Below are 22,087 nucleotides of genomic sequence, written 5' to 3'. Positions count from 1 at the left end.
ATCACGTCACGGCGGAACTCTTCCGGATACGCCTTCACCATGGCGCACATCCTTCCAGCAGGAGCCAACGCTCCTACCCGTCAGGAGTCAACCAAACCTGCAGCAGTCCCTTGCTCTGTCCTAAGCAGGACGAGCGGCACAGTCAGGAGCGCCTGGCCACGGCCTAGGAGGCAGGGGCCCGAGTGGCAAGCCCACTCGGGCCCCTTTGCCGTCCCTCGTGGTGTGGGTGCGAAGCGGTCGGGCCTGGCACTCGCTGCACGAGCGCCGTAGTTTGCCAACCCGGGGGGGTATCCCTCCCCCCGGAGCATGTTGCTGATCGGAACCGTGCTGCATCCCGCAGAGCGCGCGAGTCTGGGGGATGTAACCGCGTCTACTCTGCTAACATTTGAGCATGCCAGTACCAAATGTCACATCGAATGATGGCCCCGTGGGCCGAGTCCTACTTCGAGATCTCGCCTTCGATGCCCTCCTTGAAGCGATCCGCGAAGGCGTGCTGCATCCTGCCGAACGCTTGCTGGACGTTGAGTTGTCGGGATGGTTGGGCATGTCGCGTACTCCGATCCGGGAAGCCCTCGCGCGGCTCGAGGACATTGGTCTCGTTGAGACGTCCGCGAACCGATACACGCGCGTGGCGACCGTCTCGGCGATCGAGCACGCGCACGCCGCCGAAGTGCTGGAGCTGCTGTGTACTTGCGCTGCAAATGGTGACGGGGGGCGAGGAGGTGAGCTCTCGAAGCGTGATCGTGCCCTAGCAAGCGACTTGATCGATGGACTCCAGACCCATGACGTTGCCGCGTACCGCGCTCTCCTTGATCTACGAGGCACGTGGATTGCTAGCTTCGGCAACCCTCTGCTTAGCGACGCCGAGCGAGGGCTGAGGCTCCGCGCTCAGTTCCATGCCGTGGCAGAGGGTGTACTCATCGACTGGTCCCGCTTAACTCAGGTTGCAGAGCGCATGGCACGAGGTGCCGCTCACGGATACTGCTAGGCGCTGGCACCCGAAATGGTCACAGAGGCACCAGGCACCAGGCTCCCGGCGCGAACGTCTCTCATGCATCCCCTATGATCCACATACCAGCTTCAAGGGGGAGGGCCATGTCGAGCGACGGCGCTGCGATCGTGAATCGCATCATGCGGGGAGAAGCGATCCTTCTGACGGGAGCGGGCTTCTCTCGCGGCCTGACGGACCAGTACGGCGATCCACTCCCCATCGGATCTGAACTCGCCGAGAGTATCTGGCCGATTGCCTTCGGCGACGAGCCTTTCGACGAGGACACCCCGCTCAACCTCGTTTACGCCGAGGCGCTACGCCAGTCGTCGAAGTTGCTGGGCGACCAGCTCCGTCGCCACTTTGAGGTCGATCGCGAGGAGATCCCCCCTCGTTACGAGACGTGGTATGCACTTCCGTGGCATCGCATCTACACGTTGAACGTAGACGACGGCGACGAAGCCGTAGCCGTGAAGTCAGCAGGGGCTGGACTCCAGATCCTCTCCGCTTTGACGTCAAAGCCGGGCACTCTGAGCGCTGACCGTCTTGGCGTGGTTCACGTCAACGGGCGGCTTGCCGACTTCCCGAACCTTACGTTTAGCCCGTGGGAGTTCGCGGACCGAACGGCTCGCGCTGACACCTGGTATCAGGAGTTTGTCACCGACATCACTTCTCGGCCCGTGGTTGTCATCGGGTCAGTGCTCGACGAGCCGCCGTTGTGGCATTACCTTCAGCTGCGTGGTAAGAGGGGGAACAACAAAGAATTGCGACCTCGGTCGTGGCTCGTGTCTCCTCGGCTTGATCCTGGCCGTAAGGCTTTGCTGGAGCGCCTCAACTTCGTGCATATCGCCGCGAAGGAGCAGGAGTTCTTCGACGCGGAGATTGCGCCGGTTGCAGGGCGACTATTGACAGCAAGGAGGGCCCAAGAGATCCTCACGAGCGAACGAGCCCTCAACGACGTATCCACACTCGTGCGCGAAGCAGACGCGGGGAAGCCGGACTACCTTCTAGGAAGCTCGCCGCAGTGGGGGGACGTCGTAGACGGGTTCGCTGCCACCTTCGTTGCTGACAGCGAACTTGTGTCGATGATCGATCGGCAGACTGGCGGGTCGGTAGCGGTCGTTGGAAGCGCAGGTTCGGGGAAGACAACTGCTTTGATGAAGGCCGCTGCCATCATGGCGGCGCGGGGAAACAAGGTTCTCTGGCTTGGCCGCGAGACGGAAGCGCAGGTGTCGCAAATCAAGGACGAGGTTCGAGCGGATGTGCCCGAATACGTCTTCATTGACGATATCGACCGTTTTGCGGATCATGCGATCAAGCTCCTCCGGGACCTACAGAAAATCGACGAGACGCTTGTCGTCGTTGTCGCTGCTAGGAGTGCTAGGTTCACTCAGCTCCGCTACGCGGATCGGCTGGGGCTCGCCGACACGCTCGAATTGTCGCGCCTTACAGACGACGATGCCGAAGCCCTTATCGGCGAGTTGAGCAGGGCAAATCGACTCGGAGCGCTTCTTTCGTTGAGTCCTCAGGAACGTGTGCTGCAAATCACGAAGCGGGACGACCGTCAGCTGCTTGTGACATTGATCGAAGCCACGTCCGGAGAGCGGTTCCACATTCGTGTAGCCGAGGAATGCAGGTCACTGACTGGTGCGGCTCTTTCAATCTATGGGATCATCTGCGCTGCCGCTTGGGCTGACAATCGAAGCTTGACGCGAGGAGACGTCCTTTACGCGACTGGGCGAAGCTTTGAGCCGAATGATGCAATCAATGGTTTGCAGCAACTTGAGGCCTCGAAGCTACTGATTGCGACGGGCTCCCGGTATCAGGCACGGCACCGGGTGATCGCCGAGTCGGCGATAGATTACTTTAGAGCCGAGGGGTTACTGGAGCATTGGATCGAAGACCTTTTGTTCCTTGTTGCTGGGCATTACGACAAGGCAAATATCAGAAACACTCGCTACGGTCGTCTTCTCGTTCGTCTGGTTGGCCATGAGAATTTGAAGGGTCTGCTAGGGGATAACGCGGCAGTTCAGCGGATCTATGGAACAGCTGAAGAGTGGCTTGCAGAAGATCCGCATTTCTGGCTCCAGCGTGGCAGTTTCGAAACCGACTACGGCTCCCTTGTGCCTGCCGAGAATTTCCTCGGCTCCGCAAGGTCCCTCGCGCCGGACGACATCCAAGTGGATACCGCTTGGGCCATGCTGATCCTTAAGAAGGCCGTTACCAAAGCTGACTCACCGGATGCACATGGGTGGGCCCAGGAGGCTTTCACCCTGTTGCGCGCAATCATGAAGGACGACCGGCGCAACTCCCCGCACACGTTCGCCGTCTTCTTAAACTTCGGACTGCGGTGGTTGCGCGTTCAGCAGCTTGGTGTCGAGGAGCAGCGTGCCCTTCGCGATGAACTGCTCTACTACGGCCAGATTGGAGCATCGAGGTTCCCACGCGTCGCGGACGTCCAGGAGGCGTGGAACCAGACTCGGCGGTGGATCGCTACGAACGCGGTGGTACAGATCACCGCTTGATCCGCAGCGCGGATCAACGCCCGGCCTCGGGGTCGCAGTCCGGATCTAGTCCGTCGCAAGCATGGATGCGGACTGCGTCTCCTGAGTCGCGACTATGTTGCTTCCGCTGAGCCGCAGGCCTGCCATCGCTAACAGGTATCGATCCACCCGTGCCGAACGTTCCGCTTCAACAACTGACCACCGTGCCCCGCAGGGGTCGACCGGTTCGGACCGAGCCGGTACCACGACATGGAGGGGAGCCGATTGTTCGGGTACTCCCAGGGCCCCCAGCTCGGTCGGGACCTGCGATGACATCACCTTCTCCGTCACCCGCATCGGAGACGCGGTATTTCCGGGTCGTAGGACGACCGGGACGCCGGTTCGTGCTCACGTCCGGCGTCGCCACGTGGGAGGTGTCGAGCGGAGCAGGGGCGTCGGCGGTCGTGGAGACGGCGGGACTGCGCGACGCGCTCGGCATCGCGCCCGGCGGTGCGCGGAACGATGAACAGCACTGCCGTTCCCGGGCGATCGAGCTGTTCGAGTCGGGCGACCGGGAGCACTGGGTGCAGTACCCGTTCGGCGGCATCGCCACGACGGACCAGGTCCTGGGCGGGCATGCCCGGCCTTGAGGCGGACTTCCGCTTCGACGACTGAGCCCCCGATCGGGAAGCTCCACCAGGGGAGACCGACAGAGGCGACCCAGCCGCGCCGCGATCAGCGCCGGGATCCGCTGCCCGACGGCTGTTCCGGACGTGCACCGAGCGCTGCGTTGTCCACTGCCCGCGCCTCCGACCCGATCCTGTGCCACCCGGAGCACCCCGGTGCCTACCGTCGGTGTCTGGGAGGTCGGATCGTGAAGTACATCCACTACGACGGCACTGACGTCCTGACGGGGGACCTCATCGCGGACGCGGTCGCGGACTACGCGGCGGTCCTCGGGGCGAACACCCGGACGGACACCATCGCCGTACCGTCCATCGGGGACGACGGAGCACTGGAACGGACCACGATGCTCGTCGGTCCGGCGAGCGAACTCGTCGTGCGGGAGGCGCCGGACGACCAGCTCGAGCCGGAGGACCCGTCGTTCATCCGCCGACTCCGGGACGCCGCCGAGCAGTGCGGCGATCAACGCCCGGTGAACGCGGACGGCCGACGGCGGTTCGTCGGAGCCGCCGAGGACGACTAGCCACGACGAGACGCCGCCCCGACGGGACGGCGTCTCGTGTCCGAGCGTCGGGGCGCCCGACCTCGGGGTCAGGCGGCCAGCGCCAGTTCCGGCGCGTGCACGGCCCGCGCCTGGAGGATCGTGCGGCTGGCTTCGCCGCGCCAGGAGCGGCCGGGGACGACCCAGCCCGCTTCGCCCTCGACCGCGACGCGGGCGCCGGGGGTGAGGAAGAGGCCGAGGTCGTCGGCCGGCAGGCGCACGAGGTACTCGCGCTGCGAGCGGTCGTCACGCACGGGGAACTCGGCGATGCGGTCGGGGGTGACGGTGGGAGCCGCGATGGCGGTCCCGGTGATTGTGGTGTGTTCGTTCGTGGTCATGGTGCTGTCTTTCTTCAGTCGTTCGGCGTCGCGCGGGGCCGGACGGACTCGATGGTCTCGTCGGCCGCAGGAGCACGGACGCGCACGTCGACACTCGACGTGCATGCTCGCCAGTCGGGGAGCGGTGGTCTCGCTGGAATGCGATCCAGGGGGATCGGTTCGAGACGGTCGGTGTGCGCGAGTCAGATGGGTTCGCTGCAATGCACCAACTAGGAACTGTACTCCGCCCAAGCCCGTCTGTCCACTCGTGCGGTCAGCTCCCGGCCCTGCCGGTCGCACTCGCAACGCGTAACACGTGGGAAACCGACCGGGCCTGAGCGCGAAACACCCCGTCGTTACGGTTCGAGCACTGAGCAAGCGTTCAGCCCGAACCCCGACGAAGGACCCGCACGGATGCAGCACCGCACTCGGCTCCGCTCCCGCACGACCACCCGCCTGACCACCACACTCCGCACGGCCGTCATCACCGCGGGAGGCATCGGACTCGCCGTCCTCGCCGCGTCACCGGCCGCCGCGGCCCCGGCCGCCACCACGGCCACGATCACCGCACCGGCCGCGGTGACGGTCGGTGACACCATCGACGTCGCCCTGACCCTGCCCGCCACGTCCGATGTCTTCGCCTACCAGATCGACGTCGCGGCGGACGCCGACGCCGTCGAGGTCGTCGACGGCAGCGCGACCGGCCCGGACGGCGGGTTCGACTCGGTCGAGCAGGACGGCGACACCGTCACGCTCCTGCACACCCGCCTCGGCACCTCGCCCGCGGTGTCCGGTGACCTGGCCGCCTCGTTCGACCTGACCGCGACGAGCCCCGCCACGGTCGACCTCGCCGTCACGAGCGTCACCCTGGTCGCCACCGACGGCAGCACCACCACCCTGACCGACCCGACCTCGACGACGATCACGATCACAGCGGTCCCGACGCCGAGCCCGACTCCGACCGCCGGGCCCACCAGCGTCCCGACGGCGGCCCCCACCGCCGCACCGGGCGGTGCCGGTGGAACCGGGAGCGGGAGCGGGAGCGGGACCGGCACGGGAACCGGCGGGTCCGTCGATCCGGTGACCGACACCTCGTCGGCGCCCGCTGGCGGTGCCCTCGCCTGGACCGGTGCCGACCTCACACCCTGGGTCGCCGCCAGCGTCGTCCTGCTGCTCGCCGGAGCAGGCCTCGTCGTCGCCCGTCGCCGTGCCTCCCGTGCCCGGGCGGAGGACGCGCGATGACCGCCACCGACCGCACCCGGACGACCGACGCCAGCTCGACCCGAACCCCCGGAGGAACCCCCGTGACCCGCCGTCGTCGCACCACCGTCGCCGGAGCCGCGCTCCTGGCCCTCGTCGGCACCGCCGTCGTCGCGACCCCGTCCCTCGCCGCGAGCGCCGCGCCGGCCGCGGTCGACACGAGCCCCGCGGCGATGCTCGCGCCGTACTACACAGCGCTCGACCTGACCGGCGACGACCAGGTCACGACCGCCGACCTCGCCGTCCTGTCCGACCACCTCGGTGCGACCTCGACGGACCCGGACTGGTCCGCCGTCTCAGCCGCGGACAGCGACACTGACGGCACGATCACGTTGCAGGACGTCGCCACGTCGTCCCAGCGCATGATCTACGACGACGGACCGTTCACGCTCGTCGAGGCGTCGACGCTCGACATGCAGGCCGCCATGAACGCGGGCGTCACGACCTCAGCCGAGATCACCCAGGACTACCTCGACCGCATCGCCGCCTACGACCGGACCACCACGGACACCGGGGCGGGCGGGCGGCCGCTCAACTCGATCGTCACGACCAACGCCGGGGCGATCGCCGCCGCGAAGGCCGCCGATGCCGAGCGTGCCGCACACGGGATGACGAGCATGCTCCTCGGCGTCCCGATCGCGCTCAAGGACAACTACGACACGAAGGACATGCCGACCACCGGCGGCTGCGGCTGCTGGGACGACAACCAGACCACGACCGACGCGGCCATGGTCGCCGGCCTCCGCGAGGCGGGGGCGGTCGTCCTCGCCAAGGCGAGCCTCGACGAGTTCGCCTTCGGCTTCGTGTCCGAGTTCTCCTCGAACCAGCCGGCGGGCTCGTCTCTCCTCGTCGCGAGCCCGTACGTCACGACGCAGACCGCCGGCGGGTCGAGCGGCGGCACGGGCGCGGCGATCGCGGCGAACCTGGCGGGCATCGGGTTCGGCACCGACACCGGTGGCTCGATCCGCGTCCCGTCGTCGTACAACCAGCTCGTCGGCATCCGCCCGACGGTCGGTCTCGCGAGCCGCGACGGCATCATCCCGCTCGCGCTGTCCCAGGACACCGGTGGCCCGCTCGCCCGCTCGGTCACCGACGCCGCCGTGGCGCTCGACGCCGTCACCGGCATCGACGCCGCCGACCCGGTCACGCAGGGCCAGGCGGGCAAGGTCCCGACCTCGTACACGCAGTTCCTCGACCCGACGGCCCTGCACGGCAAGCGGATCGGCTACGTCACGTCGATGGTCGGCACGAACCGCACCACCGCGCGGCTCTTCGCCGAGGCCCGGGCCACCCTGGAGGCCCAGGGTGCGACCGTCGTGCCGATCACCGCGACGCCCGAGTTCAACCGGGTGCTCAGCGAGGGCAGCGGCAGCACGAACGAGTTCAAGCACGACCTGGACCAGTACGTGGCGAAGCACCTCGACCCGGACGTCACCGCGCGCTCCCTGCAGGGCATCCTGGACTCGGGGAAGTACGTGCCCAGCCGGAAGGGCACGTACCAGCAGCGCAACGCGATCACCGAGGCGCAGTACCAGGCCTGGGCGGGACCGGAGGGCTCGCACAGCACGCAGATCGCGACCGGCAAGCAGGTCGTCACCGGGATGATGGACGCGCAGGACCTCGACGCGCTCGTCTACCCGTCGGGCACCCCGTACGGCACGCAGGGCACGAACATGCGCCTCAGCCCGAACACCGGCATGCCGGCCGTGACCGTCCCGATGGGACAGGCCACCGCGGCGGACGCCACGATCACCGGGGCGGGCGTGAACCTCGAGTTCCTCGGCCGCTCCTACGACGAGGGCACCGTCATCGGCCTCGGTTACGGGTTCGAGCAGGCGACCCACGCCCGCACCAGTCCGGCGCTGTACCCGGCACTCGGGTAGGTCACTGCCGCGGCCGCGGCCGTGGACGGACGGGAGGCCCGGGCACCAGCTGGTGCCCGGGCCTTGCGTCCGTCGTCGGTTCAGTTGAGCGTCGGGGTGTCCTCCGGCACGACGCCACCGAGGTAGAGGTCCGCGGCGAGGTCGCGGAGTGCCCGCAGGGCGACGCGCTGCGTGAGCGGGCCGTAGGAGATGCGGGCGACGCCGAGCGCCTCGTACTCCGACGCGGGCAGCGCGCCCGGCAGGCCGATGACGCTGAGCTTTCCGTGGCCGAGGCCCTCGACGAGCTGTTCGACGACCTCGCGCTGGTGCCCGCCCGGCACGAACACGAGCGGTGCACCCACGTCGAGGAACGCCTTGCCGCGGGCGATGGCGTCCGCGATGCTCTCCGCGATCGGGCGGTCGCCGCCGCGGGCGATGGCGTCGGTGCGGGCGTTCAGCTGGAAGTCGACACCCTCCTGCTCGGCGGCCTTCATGATCGCGGCGACGCGGGCGACGGACTCGTCGAACGGGCGGAGGCGGTCCTCGACGTTCGCGCCGACGATGCCGAGGCCGATCGCGCGGCGGATCGTCTCGGCCGGGTCCTCGTACCCGTCGTCGAGGTCGGCGGTCACCGGCAGGTCGACAGCGTCGACGACGGTCTTCGCCCCGGCGAGGGCGAGGTCGAGCGGCATGCCGCCGTCCGCGTACCCGTACGAGGCGGCGATGGAGTGGCCGGCGGTCGCGATCGCGCGCGTCTCGGGCAGGGCCGCGACCGTCTTGGCGCTGATCGCGTCCCAGACGTTCACGACGCGGAGGATCTGCGGGGCTTCGTGCAGGGACTTGAGGGTCGTCGCCTTCTCGGCGGTGCTCGTGGTCATGCCGCCGACAGTAGGCGGATGGCTGCCGTCCGGTGCGCAGGCGCTCAGTCGAGACTCGGCCTGGGACGCGGACGCAGACGACGCAGGATGACGGACCGAGTCGCACCGGGCCTCCCGGCGGGGCATGCTGGAAGGCATGGCGAGCGACGAACAGGACCCGGTCGGCACGCTCCGTGGGGTCCGCACGAGCATCAAGTGGACGCGGTACGCGCCCGACGTGCTGCCCCTGTTCGTCGCCGAGATGGACCACGAGGTCGCGCCGGAGATCCGGCAGGCCCTCGTCGAGCGGGTGCAGCAGTCGGACCTCGGGTACCTGGACGGGCCGGGGCCGCTCGCGCCGGCGTTCGCCGGGTTCGCCCGCGACCGCTGGGGCTGGGACGTCGCCCCGGAGCGCGTGTACCTCGCGACGGACGTCAGCGTCGGGATCGTGGAGACGCTCCGGCTCGCGTTGCCGGACGGTGGGCGCGTGGCGATCGCGCCGCCGGTGTACCCGCCGTTCTTCGAACTCGTCGAGGAGGCCCGATGTCAGGTCGAGGAGGTACCCCTCACTGAGCGGTGGGGCGTCTACCGCCTCGACCTCGACGGGCTCGAGCGGGCGTTCGCCGACGGGGTCCGCGTGTTCCTGCTCTGCAACCCGCACAACCCGATCGGGCTCGTGCACGACCGAGCGGACCTCGTGGCGCTCGCCGAACTCGCCGCGCGGTACGACGTGCTCGTGATCAGCGACGAGATCCACGCGCCGCTGACGCACCCGGGCGTGCAGTTCACGCCGTTCGCGACGGTCGCCGAGCCCGCCGGTGCGCGCAGCGTCTGCGTGACGAGCGCGAGCAAGGGCTGGAACCTCGCCGGCGTGAAGTGCTCGGTCATCGTCGCCGGGGACGCCCGCACCGCCGAGCTCCTCGACACGCTGTGGGAAGAGGTGGCCTGTCGGACGAGCATCCTCGGGCTGCACGCGAACGTCGCGGCCTTCAGCCTGGCCGTCGGGTGGCTCGACGACGTCATCGACCGCATCGTCGCGAACGACCGGCTGCTGGCGAAGCTCCTCGCCGAGCACCTGCCCGGCGTCGTCTACGCGCGACCCCGAGCCGGGTACCTGGCCTGGCTCGACTTCCGGGGGCTCGGGCTCGGCGACGACCCGGCGGTGCAGCTCCGGGAGCACGCGTTCGTGGCGCTCAACTCCGGGCTGCCCTTCGGCGCGCAGGGGAGGGGCTTCGCCCGGATCAACCTGGCGTGCTCGCCGGAGACGCTGCGCGAGGCGGTGTTCCGCATCGCTGCTGCGTACCCGTCCAGTGCGCAGGAGGGGGTCGTCTGGCACGTCGCCTGACGGAGACGACCGTCGGGAGCCTGCGCTGCCCGTACCGTGAAGCGCGCGGACGAGCGCAGCAGTTGGTGGCCGCCGCGGAGTGACCCGTGCTCAGGCGACGGGCGCGAAGTGGTTGCGTCCGATGACGGTCACGTGCAGGTCGACCTGGCGCGAGGGCACCTGGTCGGTGAGGGAGATCCATTCACGGGCCACGAAGGCGACCGACGGCCACCGACGGACCTCGGTCACGGGGAACCCGTCGATGAACACCTGCCACATGCCCTGCTCACGGACGGCCTGGACCTCGTGCGTCGCCATGCCCGAAGCGTAGCAACGGCACCACCGGACCGACCAGGACAGGAGCGCCCCGGTCGGTCAGCGGGTGGGAACGGTCACGGCGTGACCATGCCGCCGTTCACGTTGAGCGTCTCGCCGACGACGAAGCTCGACTCGTGCGACGCCAGGAACACGTACGCGGGTGCGAGTTCGGCGGGCTGTCCCGGGCGTCCCATCGGGGACTCGCTCGACCCGAAGTCCGGCAGCGTCTCGGGGTCGACCCCGGCGGACACCTGGAGCACCGACCAGGTCGGCCCCGGGGCGACGACGTTGACGCGGATGCCGCGCGGGATGAGCTGCTGCGCGAGCCCCTTCGAGAAGTTGTTGACGGCCGCCTTCGACGCCGCGTAGTCGAGCCGGTCCGGAGCGGGCTGGTAGGCCTCCATCGACGCGGTGGTGATGATCGTCGAGCCCGGCTCGAGGTGGGGGAGCGCCGCCTGCACGAGCCGGAAGAGCGAGAGCACGTTGACGGTGAAGGTGTCGACGAGCTGGTCGTCGGGGATGTCGGTGACCTCGGCGCGCCAGTGCTGCTTGCCGGCGCAGCTGACGATGGCGTCGAGTCCGCCGAGTTCCGCGACGGCCCGTTCCACGAGGGCCGCGGGGTAGTTCGGGGCGGTGAGGTCACCGGGGATCGTGACGGCCGTGCGACCGGCGGCCTCGACGAGGGCGACGATCCGCTGCGCGTCCTCCTCCTCGTCGGGCAGGTAGGCGAGGGCGATGTCGGCGCCTTCTCGGGCGTAGGCGATCGCGACGGCCGCGCCGATGCCGGAGTCGGCGCCGGTGATCAGCGCACGACGCCCGGTGAGACGCCCGGTGCCCCGGTAGGAGTCCTCGCCGTGGTCCGGCTTCGGGTCCATCCGCGACTCCAGGCCCGGCTCGGGCTGCTGCTGCGGTTCCGGGCTGGTGTTCGGGTACCGGGTCGTCGGGTCGCTGTACTCGTACTGGTCACGGGGCATGCCGAGGACCGTACGCGGACCGGCCGGGAGGCCCGTCGACCGGTGCGCGCTCCGGCCTGCGTCGCCTGCGTCAGAGGTCGAGCGCCATCGCCACGTCCGCCCGGACGTACGGGCTCGGCGGGTGCTCGTCGGCTCCGAGGTGGCGGAACCCGGTCGTCTCGTACAGGTGCACGGCGCTCGCGAGTGCGCTGTTCGTCTCGAGGAGCACCCGGCGGGCGCCGAGCTCCCGAGCGCGGTCCACCGCGGCGCGGATGAGCCGGCGTCCGGTGCCGTGTCCCTGGTGGTCCGGGTCAACGGCCATCTTCACGAGTTCGAACGCGTCGGCACCGTGCGGGGCCAGCCCGACGCAGCCGACCACGGCGGTGCCGAGACGGGCGACGAGGACGACGCCGCCGGGCTCGACGATGTGCTGGACGGGGTCGCCGAGGAGCCGACGGTCCTCGTCCTCGAGCGTGAAGAACGTCGTGATCCAGCGCTCGTTGAGGGACCGGAACGCGGCGGCGTCGGCGGCGGAGGACATGTCGTCGATGACGACCTGGGTGGTGGCGGGCATGCCTCCATCCTGGTTCGACGAACCAGACACGTCCAATACTCGTTCGATCGGATCGATAGCATCGATGTATGGAACGCGCTCCTGAGGTCGACCTCCGCCAACTCCGGGCCTTCCTGGCGCTCGCCGACGAACTGCACTTCCGTCGGGCGGCCGTCGACCTTGGGATCGCGCAGCCCGCGCTGTCGCAGCTCATCCGCCGGGTCGAGGTCGCCCTCGGCGTGGAGCTGTTCGCGCGCACCTCGCGGAGTGTCGCCCTCACGCCCGCCGGCCGGGTGCTGCAGGGGCGGGCGCGGTCCCTCCTGGCGCAGGCCCGACGGGACCTCGACGAGACCGTGCGGGTCGGGCGAGGCGAGGCCGGCCGCCTGGACGTGGGGTTCGTCGTCTCGGCACTGCCACTCGGTCCGATCGAACGCGTGCAACGGTTCCGGGAGCGCTTCCCCCTCGTGCGCGTCGAGCTCACCGAGGGCTTCTCCTCCCGTCTCGTGGCTGCCGTCCAACGCGGTGAGCTCGACCTCGCCGTGGTGCGCGACCCGGACCCGGTCGACGGCGTGCGGTTCACCCGGTTCCGGAGCGAGCCGTTCGTGGCCGCGGTGCCGCGTGACCATCGGTTCGCCGAACGGACGAGCATCCGAGGACCGGAACTGCTCGACGACCCGTTCGTGTTCTTCCCCGCCGAGGCCGGCGCACTCGCCACGGAGCGGAACACCGCCCCCGTGGCGTCCGGTGGTCGACGACCCGTCATCGTGCAGGAAGCCACGACCTGGGCGACCGTGCTGCACCTGGTCGGCGTCGGCCTCGGGGTGACGGTGCTACCGGAGAGCGCGGCGCTCGCGGCACCGGACACGGTGGTGCTCCTGCCGCTCGAGGGCAGCCCGCACCGCAGTGAGCTCGTCTGGGCATCGCGCGCGGACGACGACCGGGAGGTCCTCCGCAACTTCGCCGCCGCGGACTGACCCGGAGCGACGTCAGCGGAGTGGCAGGACCGGGGCGCGCTGGTCGCCGAGCTCGTCCTCGCGCCACGGCCGGGCGCCGGTCAGCGCGAGCCCGAGCTGCACGAGCACGAACGCCACGTGGGGTTCGACATCGGGGTCCCACGGTCCCTCGACGCCGAGGCCGAACGCACCGAGCTCGTCGTCGGCCTCGTCCCGGATCGTGAGACGCCAGCGGCCGTCGCCGAGCTCCTCGACGACGGCCCACCGTGCGGTGCGGAAGCGGTCCGCGGTCACGCCGTCTTCATGATGTCGGCCGTGAAGTTGTGCAGCCGCGCGAGCAGCGACTCGGACCGCATCGCGATGGTCGCCGGCGGGTTGAGGTGCGGCGGTGCCGTGCGGATGAGCATCGAGCAGCCGAGGTCCTCGCAGATGTACGAGCCGATCGTGTTGCCGTTCCGGCCGGCCTCACCCGCGCGGGCCGCGGAGAACAGGCGCACCTGCGTCGCCGGCTGGGGGGAGTGGCAGAACGAGCACATCGCCGCGATGCCCGGACGGAGCGAGCCGCCCGCGGCCCGGACGACGATGCCGACGGGCTTGCCGTCCATCCACGACACCATGTAGCCGCGTCGGGCTGCCTGCGGGTCGCGCCAGCCGAGGTACTCGCGCTCGTTCCACAACGTCTCGTGCAGCCCCGGGATCGGGAGCTGGGCGAGCTCGTCGGGCGTCGCGTTGACGAAGGACGATCGGATGTCGGATTCGGTGAGCGGCTTCACGGTTCCCCTCGCGGTGGCGGACCCGACCAGGCTAGCCCCGTGCGCCGACAGGCGGACGCAGAGCGGGCCTCCCGGCCGCTTCAGGACAGTCTGGAGGCCCGGACCGCGCCGAGTGCACCCGTCCCGTCCGCCACCAGGACCGCCCGGCGGAGCGCGTCACGGCCGACGCGACGAGCGGCGGCGTCGTCGGCGGCGAACTCCACGAGGACCCGTGTCGAGCGGGCCATCGCGCGCGCGCCCGGCACCCACGGGACCGCCCGCTCGACCGACTCGGCGAACCCGACGACGGACGCGTGGTGCTGCCGGAGGTGGGCGCGCTCGTGCGCGACCACCGCCTCGAGCTCGTCGGTGCGCAGCCGGTCCGCCAGGCCGCTGCTGACGAGGACACCGCCGGAGCGGCCGGGCACCGCGCAGGCCAGCGCGGTGTCGGCCTGCAGGACGGCGACGAGCGTGCCGTCGACCTCGCGGTGCCCGGCGGCACCGGTGCGGATCGCCTCGCGCACGGCCTCGTGCTCGGGACCGGGCCGGACGCGGACCGCGACGGCGAACGCGATGACCGCGAGGACGGCGACACCGACGTTCAGCCCGTGACTCGGGGAGTCCCCGATGCCGAAGGGGTCACCGAGCGGGCGACCCGCGAGGACGACCAGGGCGATGCCGACGACGAAGCCGACGATCCCGACGACCACCGCGGCCTGCCACGCCACGATGGCGGTCCGTGGACGGTCGATCGTCCAGCCGGACCTCGTGAGCACGCGTGGGACGAACGCGACCACGACGAGGGCGAGCACGACCAGGCAGACGCCGGTGACGACCACGGGGCCGGACCGGTCAGGAGCGCGTTCGGGAGTCGATCGCGCGGCGGAGGACCTCGAGGTCCCCGGACGCGAGCGAACCGGTGAACTGGAGGAGCGCGGCCTCACGGTCGGAGGCGGCGGCCAGCGCGTTCGACATCAGCGACGCGGTGTGGTCCTCGCGCGAGTGCGCTGCCCGGAACGTCAGCGGAGCATCGGCGTGTTCTTCGCGGAGGACGGCACCCTTGCGGCCGAGCCGGTCGAGCACGGTGAGGACCGTCGTCAGCGCCGGCCGGGGTTCGGCGAAGGCATCGAGGACCTGGCGGGCGGTGAGCCCGTCGCCCGCCGAGGCGTCGGCGGACCAGAGCGTGTCGAGCACCGCCTGCTCGAGCTGCCCACGGGGGCGCGATCGCTGTCCAGCCACGTCGTCACTCTACGTGATGTCGAAGGGCGGACGGCGGGGTCCTCACCGGCCTGGGGCAGGCGGTCGTCCTCGCCGCCCCGGGGCAGGCGCCGGACGCTGCGCCACGACACATGCCCGTAACGCGGGCTCGGTATGCTCGCCGGACAACAGAACACGACGGCCGACCACCCGCCGCGGGAGAGCCCGACCGGACCGACGAGCACCAGCGATGCTCGTCACCGGTCCCGGGCACCGAAGGAGCAAGCTCCCCGCCAATCTCTCAGGTCCAACACCGCAGCGGACAGGCCACTCTGAAAAGCAGACGCGATCGACGTGGGCGCATCCCGCGGCGGTCCGCCTCGCCCACGGTGAAAGCCGACGGACCTCGCGGGCCGCGGTGAAACTCTCAGGCCCATGACAGAGGGGGAGTTCCCACCCGACGAGCGTCGTCGGGCCCTGCCGATGCCAGGAGAACTCCGTCATGTCAGAACCGCTGCGCTCGTCGCCGCTCGAGGCCGCGCACGAGGCCGCCGGTGCCACGTTCACCGACTTCGCCGGGCACCGCATGCCGGTCCGGTACTCGTCCGACCTCGCCGAACACCACGCCGTGCGCCAGGCCGCGGGTGTCTTCGACCTCTCGCACATGGCCGAGATCGGTGTGCAGGGGCCCGAGGCCGTGGCGTACCTCGACGCTGCGCTCGCCGGGTCGTTCGGCGCGATGCCGGTCGGTCGCGCGAAGTACTCGTTGCTCCTGACCGCGGACGGCGGGATCCTCGACGACCTCGTCGTCTACCGCACCGGTGACGACGTCTTCCTCGTCGTCGCGAACGCCGGCAACCGGGACGTCGCCGTCCGGGCCATGCAGGAGCGCGCCGCCGGCCACGACGTCCTCGTGACGGACGACTCCGACCGGACGGCCCTCGTCGCGATCCAGGGGCCGGCCGCGGCGGGTACGCTCGACGCCCTCGTCGTCGCCGACCGGCTGCAGCCGGAGACCCCGCTCGACGAACTCCGCTACTACCGCGTGCTCCACGCACTGTTCGACGGCAGCGAGGTCCTCATCGCCCGCACCGGGTACACCGGCGAGGACGGCTTCGAGCTGTACAGCGACACCGAGGTCGCCACGGTGATCTGGGACGCCCTGCTCGACGCCGGAGCCGAGCGTGGGGTCGTGCCCGCCGGACTCGCGGCGCGCGACACCCTCCGTCTCGAAGCAGGCATGCCGCTCTACGGCCACGAGCTCGACACCTCGGTCCGCCCGGCGCAGGCCGGGCTCGGCCGCGTCGTCGCCACCTCGGGCTCCTTCGTCGGCGACGCCGGCGTGCAGCCCGCCCCCGACGCCCGCGTGCTCGTCGGCATCGTGATGGAAGGACGCCGCGCTGCCCGTGCGGGGTACGACGTCCTGCGCGACGGAGCGGTCGTCGGCACCGTGACCTCCGGCGCCCTCTCGCCGACGCTCGGTCACCCGGTCGCGATGGCGTTCGTCGACCCCGACTGCGCCGACGGGGGACAGGTCCTCCACATCGACGTCCGCGGTACCGCCATCCCCGGAACCGTCACCGCCCTCCCCTTCTACCGCCGCGCCTCGAAAGGCTGATCCCATGACCGACCAGACCGCACTGCAGTACACCAAGGACCACGAGTGGATCCTCGTCGAGGGCGACGTCGTCACCGTCGGCATCACCGACCACGCGGCCGAGCAGCTCGGTGACGTGGTCTACGTCGAGCTCCCCGCCGTGGGCACCACCACGACCGCCGGCGAGCAGCTCGGCGAGATCGAGTCCACCAAGAGCGTCGGCGAGCTCTTCGCCCCGATCGAGGGCGAGGTCGTCGAGGTCAACGACGCCGTCGTCGCCACCCCGGACACCGTCAACCAGGACCCGTTCGGCGCCGGCTGGCTCGTCAAGCTCAAGGTCGACGGGACCTCCTTCCCCGAGGACCTCATGGACCACGACACGTACCGGGCCTCGATCGCATGACCGCGGACCAGGACCTCACCACGTCGACGAACCTGCAGACCACCTTCGCCGACCGTCACATCGGGACGACCTCGGCCGAGCAGCAGGCCATGCTCGACGTCGTCGGGCAGCCGTCCCTCGACGCCCTCGTCCGCGCCGCCGTGCCCGAGTCGATCCACGCCGCCCCGATCGCGCACTCCTCCGTGCCGGCCGCGGTGGGGGAGACCGAGGCGCTCGCCGAGCTGCGTGGCGTCGCCGGGCGCAACACCGTCCGCCGCGCCATGATCGGCCTGGGGTACTCCGACACGCACACGCCAGCCGTCATCCAGCGGAACGTCCTCGAGAACCCGAGCTGGTACACGGCCTACACGCCGTACCAGCCCGAGATCTCGCAGGGACGCCTCGAAGCCCTCATCAACTTCCAGACGATGGTCTCCGACCTCACCGGCATGGCCACCGCGGGCGCCTCGATGCTCGACGAGGGCACGGCCGTGGTCGAGGGGATGCTCCTCGCCCGACGTGCCTCCAAGGTGCAGGGCGACGCGTTCCTCGTGGACGCCGACCTCCTGCCGCAGACCGCGGCGCTCCTCGGGCACCGTGCCGAAGCCGTCGGCATCACCCTGCGCGGCTTCGACGCTGCCGACGGTCCCACCGACGAGCAGCTCGACGGCGCGTTCGGCGTGGTCCTGCAGTACCCCGGTGCCTCCGGTCGGATCGTCGACCCGAGCCGGACCATCGAGCGCGTCCACGCCGGAGGCGGCATCGCCGTCGTCGCGGCCGACCTGCTCGCGATGACGCTGCTCGCGAGCCCCGGCGACCTCGGGGCCGACGTCGCGGTCGGGACCAGCCAGCGCTTCGGCGTCCCGCTCGGCTTCGGCGGCCCGCACGCCGGGTACCTCGCCGTCCGAGCGGGCCTCGAGCGCCAGCTGCCCGGCCGACTCGTCGGGGTCTCCTTCGACGCCGACGGCAGCATGGCCTACCGGCTCAGCCTGCAGACCCGCGAGCAGCACATCCGGCGGGAGAAGGCGACGAGCAACATCTGCACCGCGCAGGTGCTCCTCGCCGTCATGGCCTCGATGTACGCGGTCTACCACGGGCCCGAGGGCCTGCGCTTCACCGCGCACCGGGTCGCCCGGACGACGACGGCGCTCGCCGAGGTCGCCCGTGCCGCCGGTGCCGACCTCGTGCACGACGGGTTCTTCGACACCCTGACCCTCCGGTTCGTCGGGCGTGCGGAGTCCGTCGTCGCCGCCGCGCACGACGCCGGGTACCTGCTCCACCTGGTGGACGCCGACACCCTGCAGCTGTCCGTCGACGAGACCACCACGCCGGAGGACCTCGTCGCCCTCGCCGCGGTGTTCGGCGCGACCGACGCGACCGTCCCGGCGACCGAGACCGCCGTGCGCGACGCTGTCCCGGGCCTCCCGGCCGGTCTCGAGCGTGCGAGTGCGTTCCTCACCCACCCGGTGTTCAGCGCCCACCGCAGCGAGACCCGGATGATGCGGTACCTCAAGCACCTGTCCGACAAGGACTACGCGCTCGACCGGGGCATGATCCCGCTCGGCAGCTGCACGATGAAGCTCAACGCGGCGACCGAGATGGCCGCCGTCACCTGGCCGGAGTTCGCCCGGCTGCACCCGTTCGCCCCGCGTGAGGACGTGCAGGGCTACCTCGACATGATCGGTGACCTCGAGACCTGGCTCGCCGAGGTCACCGGGTACGACACCGTCTCGGTCCAGCCGAACGCCGGCAGCCAGGGCGAGCTCGCCGGACTCCTGGCGATCCGTGGGTACCACCGCTCGCGCGGGGACGAAGCACGCACGGTCTGCCTCATCCCGTCGAGCGCGCACGGGACGAACGCTGCATCGGCGGTCCTCGCGGGCATGCGGGTCGTCGTCGTGGCGTGCGACGAGGACGGCAACGTCGACCTCGACGACCTGCGCGCGAAGACGGCCCAGCACGCCGAGCAGCTCGCCGCGCTCATGATCACCTACCCGTCGACGCACGGCGTGTACGAGCACGACATCACCGAGATCTGCGCCGCCGTGCACGACGCCGGCGGTCAGGTGTACGTCGACGGTGCGAACCTCAACGCGCTCCTCGGGCACGCCCGCTTCGGGGACTTCGGCGGGGACGTCTCGCACCTCAACCTGCACAAGACGTTCTGCATCCCGCACGGCGGTGGTGGCCCGGGCGTCGGGCCGGTCGCGGCCAAGGCGCACCTGGCACCGTTCCTGCCCGGGCACCCGATGGCACAGGACGCCGACCGTCGCACCGGCGCGGACGCGAACGCCGACGGCGACCGTCTCGCCCACGCCGGCGGACCGGTCTCGGCCGCGCCCTACGGCAGCCCGAGCATCCTGCCGATCACCTGGACCTACGTGCGGATGATGGGCGTCGAGGGGCTCACCCGCGCCACCGAGGTCGCCGTGCTCGGCGCGAACTACCTGGCGGCACGACTGCGCGAGGCGTTCCCGGTCCTCTACACGGGGGAGTCCGGCCTGGTCGCGCACGAGTGCATCCTCGACCTCCGTCCCCTGCGAGAGGCGACAGGCATCACGGTGGACGACGTCGCCAAGCGGCTCATCGACCACGGGTTCCACGCTCCGACGATGTCGTTCCCGGTCGCGGGCACGCTCATGGTCGAACCGACCGAGAGCGAGGACCTCGCCGAGCTCGACCGGTTCGTCGACGCGATGCTCGCCATCCGCGCGGAGGCCGACGCGGTCGCCCGCGGTGAGTGGCCGGCCGAGGACAACCCGCTCGTCAACGCGCCGCACACCGCCGCGTCGGTGATCACGGGCGAGTGGCAGCACGCCTACACGCGTGAGCAGGCGGTGTACCCGTCGGCCGGGCAGGCCGGGCGGAAGTACTGGCCGCCGGTGCGCCGGATCGACCAGGCGTACGGCGACCGGAACCTCGTCTGCGCCTGCCCGCCGATCGAGGCGTTCGCGTAGTCGTCAACGACGGCGACGACGGACGGGAGGCCCGTGGCGACCATGCCACGGGCCTCCCGTCCGTCGTGGGTGCGGTACCGTGAGGACGGGTGGAGCGCTCCGAACACGAGCCGACCGCGACGGCACCTGTGGTTCATCGGAACGTCACCTGGACGATGCACGGACCTCGATGCAAACGCAACAGATCGAGCGCGGGATGACGAGGGACGCGCGGATGTTGCACTTTGCCGCAACGATCGTGCAACTTGGTTTCGGGCGTGTAACCGATGCGCGCTGGGTTTGGACGGGCCTGTCAGCACTGCCTACAGTTCAGGAGTCAAACGCGGCGGGAGGGACCTCTGTGCCCGGCGCGTCCCATGCACCAGGAGGAACTCTTGATCAAGAAGCGCGCTGGGCTCTCTGCCCTCGCCGTGCTCGGGGCCACAGCACTCGCCCTGACCGGCTGCTCCGGCAACGGTGGCGGAAGTGACTCGGGCTCCGGCTCGGGCTCCACGAACGCGAACGGCATCGTCACCACCAACGGCAGCGAGCCGCAGAACCCGCTCATCCCGTCGAACACCACCGAGACCGGTGGCGGCAAGATCATCACGTCGCTGTTCGATGGTCTGTTCACGTACGACGCCGACGGCAAGCCCGTCAAGGAACTGGCCAAGGACGTCTCGACCGACGACTCCAAGACCTTCGACATCACGATCAACACCGGGTGGAAGTTCACCAACGGTGAGGAGATCACCGCCGAGTCCTTCACGAAGGCGTGGAACTGGGCAGCGCAGAAGTCGAACGCGCAGGGCGCGAGCTACTTCTTCGAGAACATCGAGGGCTACGACGCCGAGAAGGACTCCGAGCTCACCGGCCTGAAGGTCGTCGACGACGACGAGTTCACCGTCACGCTCAAGTCGGCCCAGTCGGACTTCCCGCTGTCGCTCGGCTACAACGCCTTCGTGCCGCTCCCCTCGGCGTTCTACGACGACCCCAAGGCGTTCGGTGAGAACCCGATCGGCAACGGCCCGTACAAGCTCGACGGCGAAGGCGCCTGGACGCACAACCAGGACATCAAGCTCGTCGCGAACGAGGACTACCAGGGCAAGCGCAAGCCGAAGAACGGTGGTCTCACGATCACGTTCTACAGCTCGCAGGACACCGCGTACTCCGACGCACAGGGCGGCAACCTCGACGTCCTCGACGCCGTGCCGGACGCCGCGTTCTCGACCTACAAGTCGGACTTCCCCGACTCGAACGTCAACCAGGCCGCCGCGATCTTCCAGGCGATCTACCTGCCCTACTACCTCGACCACTGGAAGGGTGAAGAGGGCAAGCTCCGCCGCGAGGCGATCTCGATGTCGATCAACCGCAAGCAGATCACCGACAAGATCTTCCAGGGCACCCGCACCCCGGCCAAGGACTTCACCTCGCCGGTCATCGACGGATGGTCGGACGACCTCGAGGGCTCTGACGTCCTGAAGTACGACAAGGCCGAGGCCAAGAAGCTCTGGGCCCAGGCCGACGAGATCTCGAAGTACGACGACACCCTCACCATCTCGTACAACGCCGACGGCGGGCACGAGGCGTGGGTGACCGCGGTCACCAACTCGATCTCGAACACGCTGGGCATCAAGGCCGAGGGCAACGCGCTCCCGACCTTCGCCGAGGCGCTCGCGCTCCAGACGGACGACAAGCTCACGGGCGGAAGCCGCACCGGTTGGCAGGCCGACTACCCGTCGCTGTACAACTTCCTCGGCCCGACCATGGGTGAGGGCTCGTCGAACAACTACTCGCGCTACGACTCGGCCGAGTTCAACGAGCTGCTCGACAAGGGCCGCTCGGCCTCGACCGTCGAAGAGGGCAACAAGTACTTCGACCAGGCGCAGGAGCTGCTGTTCCGGGACCTCCCCGAGATCCCGCTCTGGTACTCCAACGTGACCGGCGTGTGGGCTGCTGACAACGTCAAGAACGTCAAGTTCGGCTGGGACTCGGTGCCGCTGTACTACGACATCGAGGTCACCAAGTAACACCGGTCCTCTCAGAGGACCCATCGCGAGCAGGTATCCTGCTCCGCGGCCAACCGGACGGGGGTTCGGGGACCACACGGTCCCCGAACCCCCGTACCAC

General features: G+C 69.8%; 21 protein-coding genes and 1 riboswitch. Of the genes, 12 read left to right on the top strand and 9 right to left on the bottom strand.

Annotation, left to right across the window (positions count from 1 at the left end; translation table 11 throughout):
* Positions 1 to 391 precede the first annotated feature (391 nt).
* The 4 genes from DEI83_RS07095 to DEI83_RS07080 all read left to right on the top strand — a co-directional run bounded on the left by DEI83_RS07095 (position 392) and on the right by DEI83_RS07080 (position 4,678).
* On the top strand, positions 392 to 988 hold the full coding sequence (locus DEI83_RS07095) for a GntR family transcriptional regulator (protein WP_111081073.1): 597 nt from the start codon (positions 392 to 394) through the stop codon (positions 986 to 988).
* Positions 989 to 1,095: 107 nt separating this feature from the next.
* The gene (locus tag DEI83_RS07090) at positions 1,096 to 3,513 is read left to right on the top strand and encodes a hypothetical protein (protein WP_146243263.1); all 2,418 of its coding nucleotides are present in this window, start codon (positions 1,096 to 1,098) and stop codon (positions 3,511 to 3,513) included.
* A 362-nt stretch (positions 3,514 to 3,875) separates the two neighbouring features.
* Positions 3,876 to 4,121 carry a hypothetical protein gene (locus DEI83_RS07085; protein ID WP_111081071.1) on the top strand — a complete coding sequence of 82 codons (246 nt, stop codon included), beginning with the start codon at positions 3,876 to 3,878 and terminating at the stop codon, positions 4,119 to 4,121.
* Positions 4,122 to 4,345: 224 nt separating this feature from the next.
* Positions 4,346 to 4,678 (top strand): hypothetical protein, encoded by a 333-nt coding sequence (locus DEI83_RS07080; protein ID WP_111081070.1) that lies wholly within the window; start codon positions 4,346 to 4,348, stop codon positions 4,676 to 4,678.
* A gap of 68 nt (positions 4,679 to 4,746) precedes the next feature.
* Here DEI83_RS07080 and DEI83_RS07075 read toward each other — a convergent pair whose 3' ends face one another.
* Positions 4,747 to 5,034, bottom strand: coding sequence for a hypothetical protein (locus DEI83_RS07075; protein WP_111081069.1), 288 nt, complete (start codon positions 5,032 to 5,034; stop codon positions 4,747 to 4,749).
* Between the two features lie 393 nt (positions 5,035 to 5,427).
* Between DEI83_RS07075 and DEI83_RS15685 the strand changes: the two genes are divergently transcribed.
* Both DEI83_RS15685 and DEI83_RS07065 read left to right on the top strand, forming a co-directional pair.
* Positions 5,428 to 6,255, top strand: a complete 828-nt coding sequence (locus tag DEI83_RS15685; RefSeq protein WP_146243262.1) for a cohesin domain-containing protein — start codon at positions 5,428 to 5,430, stop codon at positions 6,253 to 6,255.
* Between the two features lie 62 nt (positions 6,256 to 6,317).
* Complete coding sequence (locus tag DEI83_RS07065; RefSeq protein ID WP_258371090.1) at positions 6,318 to 8,156, top strand: amidase family protein; 1,839 nt, start codon at positions 6,318 to 6,320, stop codon at positions 8,154 to 8,156.
* An 80-nt stretch (positions 8,157 to 8,236) separates the two neighbouring features.
* Here the strand turns inward: DEI83_RS07065 and DEI83_RS07060 are convergent, their stop codons facing one another.
* Entirely contained in the window at positions 8,237 to 9,013 is a 777-nt protein-coding gene (locus DEI83_RS07060) for an isocitrate lyase/phosphoenolpyruvate mutase family protein (RefSeq protein WP_111081066.1), read from the bottom strand.
* Between the two features lie 136 nt (positions 9,014 to 9,149).
* On the opposite strand from DEI83_RS07060, the gene DEI83_RS07055 reads away from it, so the two are divergent.
* Entirely contained in the window at positions 9,150 to 10,337 is a 1,188-nt protein-coding gene (locus DEI83_RS07055) for a MalY/PatB family protein (RefSeq protein ID WP_258371089.1), read from the top strand.
* A gap of 90 nt (positions 10,338 to 10,427) precedes the next feature.
* Here the strand turns inward: DEI83_RS07055 and DEI83_RS07050 are convergent, their stop codons facing one another.
* From DEI83_RS07050 to DEI83_RS07040, 3 genes are all read right to left on the bottom strand, one after another.
* The gene (locus DEI83_RS07050) at positions 10,428 to 10,634 is read right to left on the bottom strand and encodes a hypothetical protein (RefSeq protein ID WP_111081064.1); all 207 of its coding nucleotides are present in this window, start codon (positions 10,632 to 10,634) and stop codon (positions 10,428 to 10,430) included.
* A 74-nt stretch (positions 10,635 to 10,708) separates the two neighbouring features.
* Positions 10,709 to 11,608, bottom strand: a complete 900-nt coding sequence (locus DEI83_RS07045) for an SDR family oxidoreductase (protein WP_111081063.1) — start codon at positions 11,606 to 11,608, stop codon at positions 10,709 to 10,711.
* 70 nt (positions 11,609 to 11,678) lie between these two features.
* Positions 11,679 to 12,161: a GNAT family N-acetyltransferase gene (locus tag DEI83_RS07040; protein ID WP_111081062.1), complete on the bottom strand. Its 483-nt coding sequence runs from the start codon at positions 12,159 to 12,161 to the stop codon at positions 11,679 to 11,681.
* A 68-nt stretch (positions 12,162 to 12,229) separates the two neighbouring features.
* On the opposite strand from DEI83_RS07040, the gene DEI83_RS07035 reads away from it, so the two are divergent.
* Positions 12,230 to 13,114 carry a LysR substrate-binding domain-containing protein gene (locus tag DEI83_RS07035; protein ID WP_111081061.1) on the top strand — a complete coding sequence of 295 codons (885 nt, stop codon included), beginning with the start codon at positions 12,230 to 12,232 and terminating at the stop codon, positions 13,112 to 13,114.
* Positions 13,115 to 13,126: 12 nt separating this feature from the next.
* Here the strand turns inward: DEI83_RS07035 and DEI83_RS07030 are convergent, their stop codons facing one another.
* The 4 genes from DEI83_RS07030 to DEI83_RS07015 form a co-directional block, all read right to left on the bottom strand.
* Positions 13,127 to 13,387, bottom strand: coding sequence for a hypothetical protein (locus DEI83_RS07030; RefSeq protein WP_111081060.1), 261 nt, complete (start codon positions 13,385 to 13,387; stop codon positions 13,127 to 13,129).
* Positions 13,384 to 13,866 carry an FBP domain-containing protein gene (locus DEI83_RS07025; RefSeq protein ID WP_181431114.1) on the bottom strand — a complete coding sequence of 161 codons (483 nt, stop codon included), beginning with the start codon at positions 13,864 to 13,866 and terminating at the stop codon, positions 13,384 to 13,386. The genes DEI83_RS07030 and DEI83_RS07025 overlap by 4 nt, the downstream gene beginning before the upstream one ends.
* Positions 13,867 to 13,946: 80 nt before the next feature.
* Complete coding sequence (locus DEI83_RS07020) at positions 13,947 to 14,684, bottom strand: M56 family metallopeptidase (RefSeq protein ID WP_181431113.1); 738 nt, start codon at positions 14,682 to 14,684, stop codon at positions 13,947 to 13,949.
* A gap of 13 nt (positions 14,685 to 14,697) precedes the next feature.
* On the bottom strand, positions 14,698 to 15,084 hold the full coding sequence (locus DEI83_RS07015) for a BlaI/MecI/CopY family transcriptional regulator (protein ID WP_111081057.1): 387 nt from the start codon (positions 15,082 to 15,084) through the stop codon (positions 14,698 to 14,700).
* 164 nt (positions 15,085 to 15,248) lie between these two features.
* Positions 15,249 to 15,368, top strand: a riboswitch (glycine riboswitch).
* Between the two features lie 176 nt (positions 15,369 to 15,544).
* Here DEI83_RS07015 and gcvT point away from each other — a divergent pair.
* The 4 genes from gcvT to DEI83_RS06995 all read left to right on the top strand — a co-directional run bounded on the left by gcvT (position 15,545) and on the right by DEI83_RS06995 (position 21,987).
* Positions 15,545 to 16,660 carry a glycine cleavage system aminomethyltransferase GcvT gene (gcvT, locus tag DEI83_RS07010; protein WP_111081056.1) on the top strand — a complete coding sequence of 372 codons (1,116 nt, stop codon included), beginning with the start codon at positions 15,545 to 15,547 and terminating at the stop codon, positions 16,658 to 16,660.
* A 4-nt stretch (positions 16,661 to 16,664) separates the two neighbouring features.
* Entirely contained in the window at positions 16,665 to 17,042 is a 378-nt protein-coding gene (gene gcvH, locus DEI83_RS07005; protein ID WP_110903296.1) for a glycine cleavage system protein GcvH, read from the top strand.
* Entirely contained in the window at positions 17,039 to 19,978 is a 2,940-nt protein-coding gene (gcvP, locus tag DEI83_RS07000; protein WP_111081055.1) for an aminomethyl-transferring glycine dehydrogenase, read from the top strand. Before gcvH ends, gcvP begins: the two co-directional genes overlap by 4 nt.
* Before the next feature lie 374 nt (positions 19,979 to 20,352).
* Positions 20,353 to 21,987, top strand: a complete 1,635-nt coding sequence (locus tag DEI83_RS06995; RefSeq protein ID WP_181431112.1) for an ABC transporter substrate-binding protein — start codon at positions 20,353 to 20,355, stop codon at positions 21,985 to 21,987.
* The last annotated feature ends 100 nt before the right edge of the window (positions 21,988 to 22,087 follow it).

Origin of the sequence: Curtobacterium sp. MCBD17_021 (genome assembly GCF_003234525.1) — a bacterium.
Taxonomy (GTDB): domain Bacteria; phylum Actinomycetota; class Actinomycetes; order Actinomycetales; family Microbacteriaceae; genus Curtobacterium.
This window is presented reverse-complemented; position numbering and strand designations above follow the sequence as displayed.

Coding starts and splice junctions, on each gene's coding strand:
- DEI83_RS07045 (WP_111081063.1), bottom strand. CDS start 11,608: ATGCCCCGTGACCAGTACGAGTACAGCGACCCGACGACCCGGTACCCG.
- DEI83_RS07060 (WP_111081066.1), bottom strand. CDS start 9,013: ATGACCACGAGCACCGCCGAGAAGGCGACGACCCTCAAGTCCCTGCAC.
- DEI83_RS07040 (WP_111081062.1), bottom strand. CDS start 12,161: ATGCCCGCCACCACCCAGGTCGTCATCGACGACATGTCCTCCGCCGCC.
- DEI83_RS07095 (WP_111081073.1), top strand. CDS start 392: ATGCCAGTACCAAATGTCACATCGAATGATGGCCCCGTGGGCCGAGTC.
- gcvH (WP_110903296.1), top strand. CDS start 16,665: ATGACCGACCAGACCGCACTGCAGTACACCAAGGACCACGAGTGGATC.
- gcvT (WP_111081056.1), top strand. CDS start 15,545: ATGTCAGAACCGCTGCGCTCGTCGCCGCTCGAGGCCGCGCACGAGGCC.
- DEI83_RS07090 (WP_146243263.1), top strand. CDS start 1,096: ATGTCGAGCGACGGCGCTGCGATCGTGAATCGCATCATGCGGGGAGAA.
- DEI83_RS07035 (WP_111081061.1), top strand. CDS start 12,230: ATGGAACGCGCTCCTGAGGTCGACCTCCGCCAACTCCGGGCCTTCCTG.
- DEI83_RS07075 (WP_111081069.1), bottom strand. CDS start 5,034: ATGACCACGAACGAACACACCACAATCACCGGGACCGCCATCGCGGCT.
- gcvP (WP_111081055.1), top strand. CDS start 17,039: ATGACCGCGGACCAGGACCTCACCACGTCGACGAACCTGCAGACCACC.
- DEI83_RS07055 (WP_258371089.1), top strand. CDS start 9,150: ATGGCGAGCGACGAACAGGACCCGGTCGGCACGCTCCGTGGGGTCCGC.
- DEI83_RS07050 (WP_111081064.1), bottom strand. CDS start 10,634: ATGGCGACGCACGAGGTCCAGGCCGTCCGTGAGCAGGGCATGTGGCAG.
- DEI83_RS15685 (WP_146243262.1), top strand. CDS start 5,428: ATGCAGCACCGCACTCGGCTCCGCTCCCGCACGACCACCCGCCTGACC.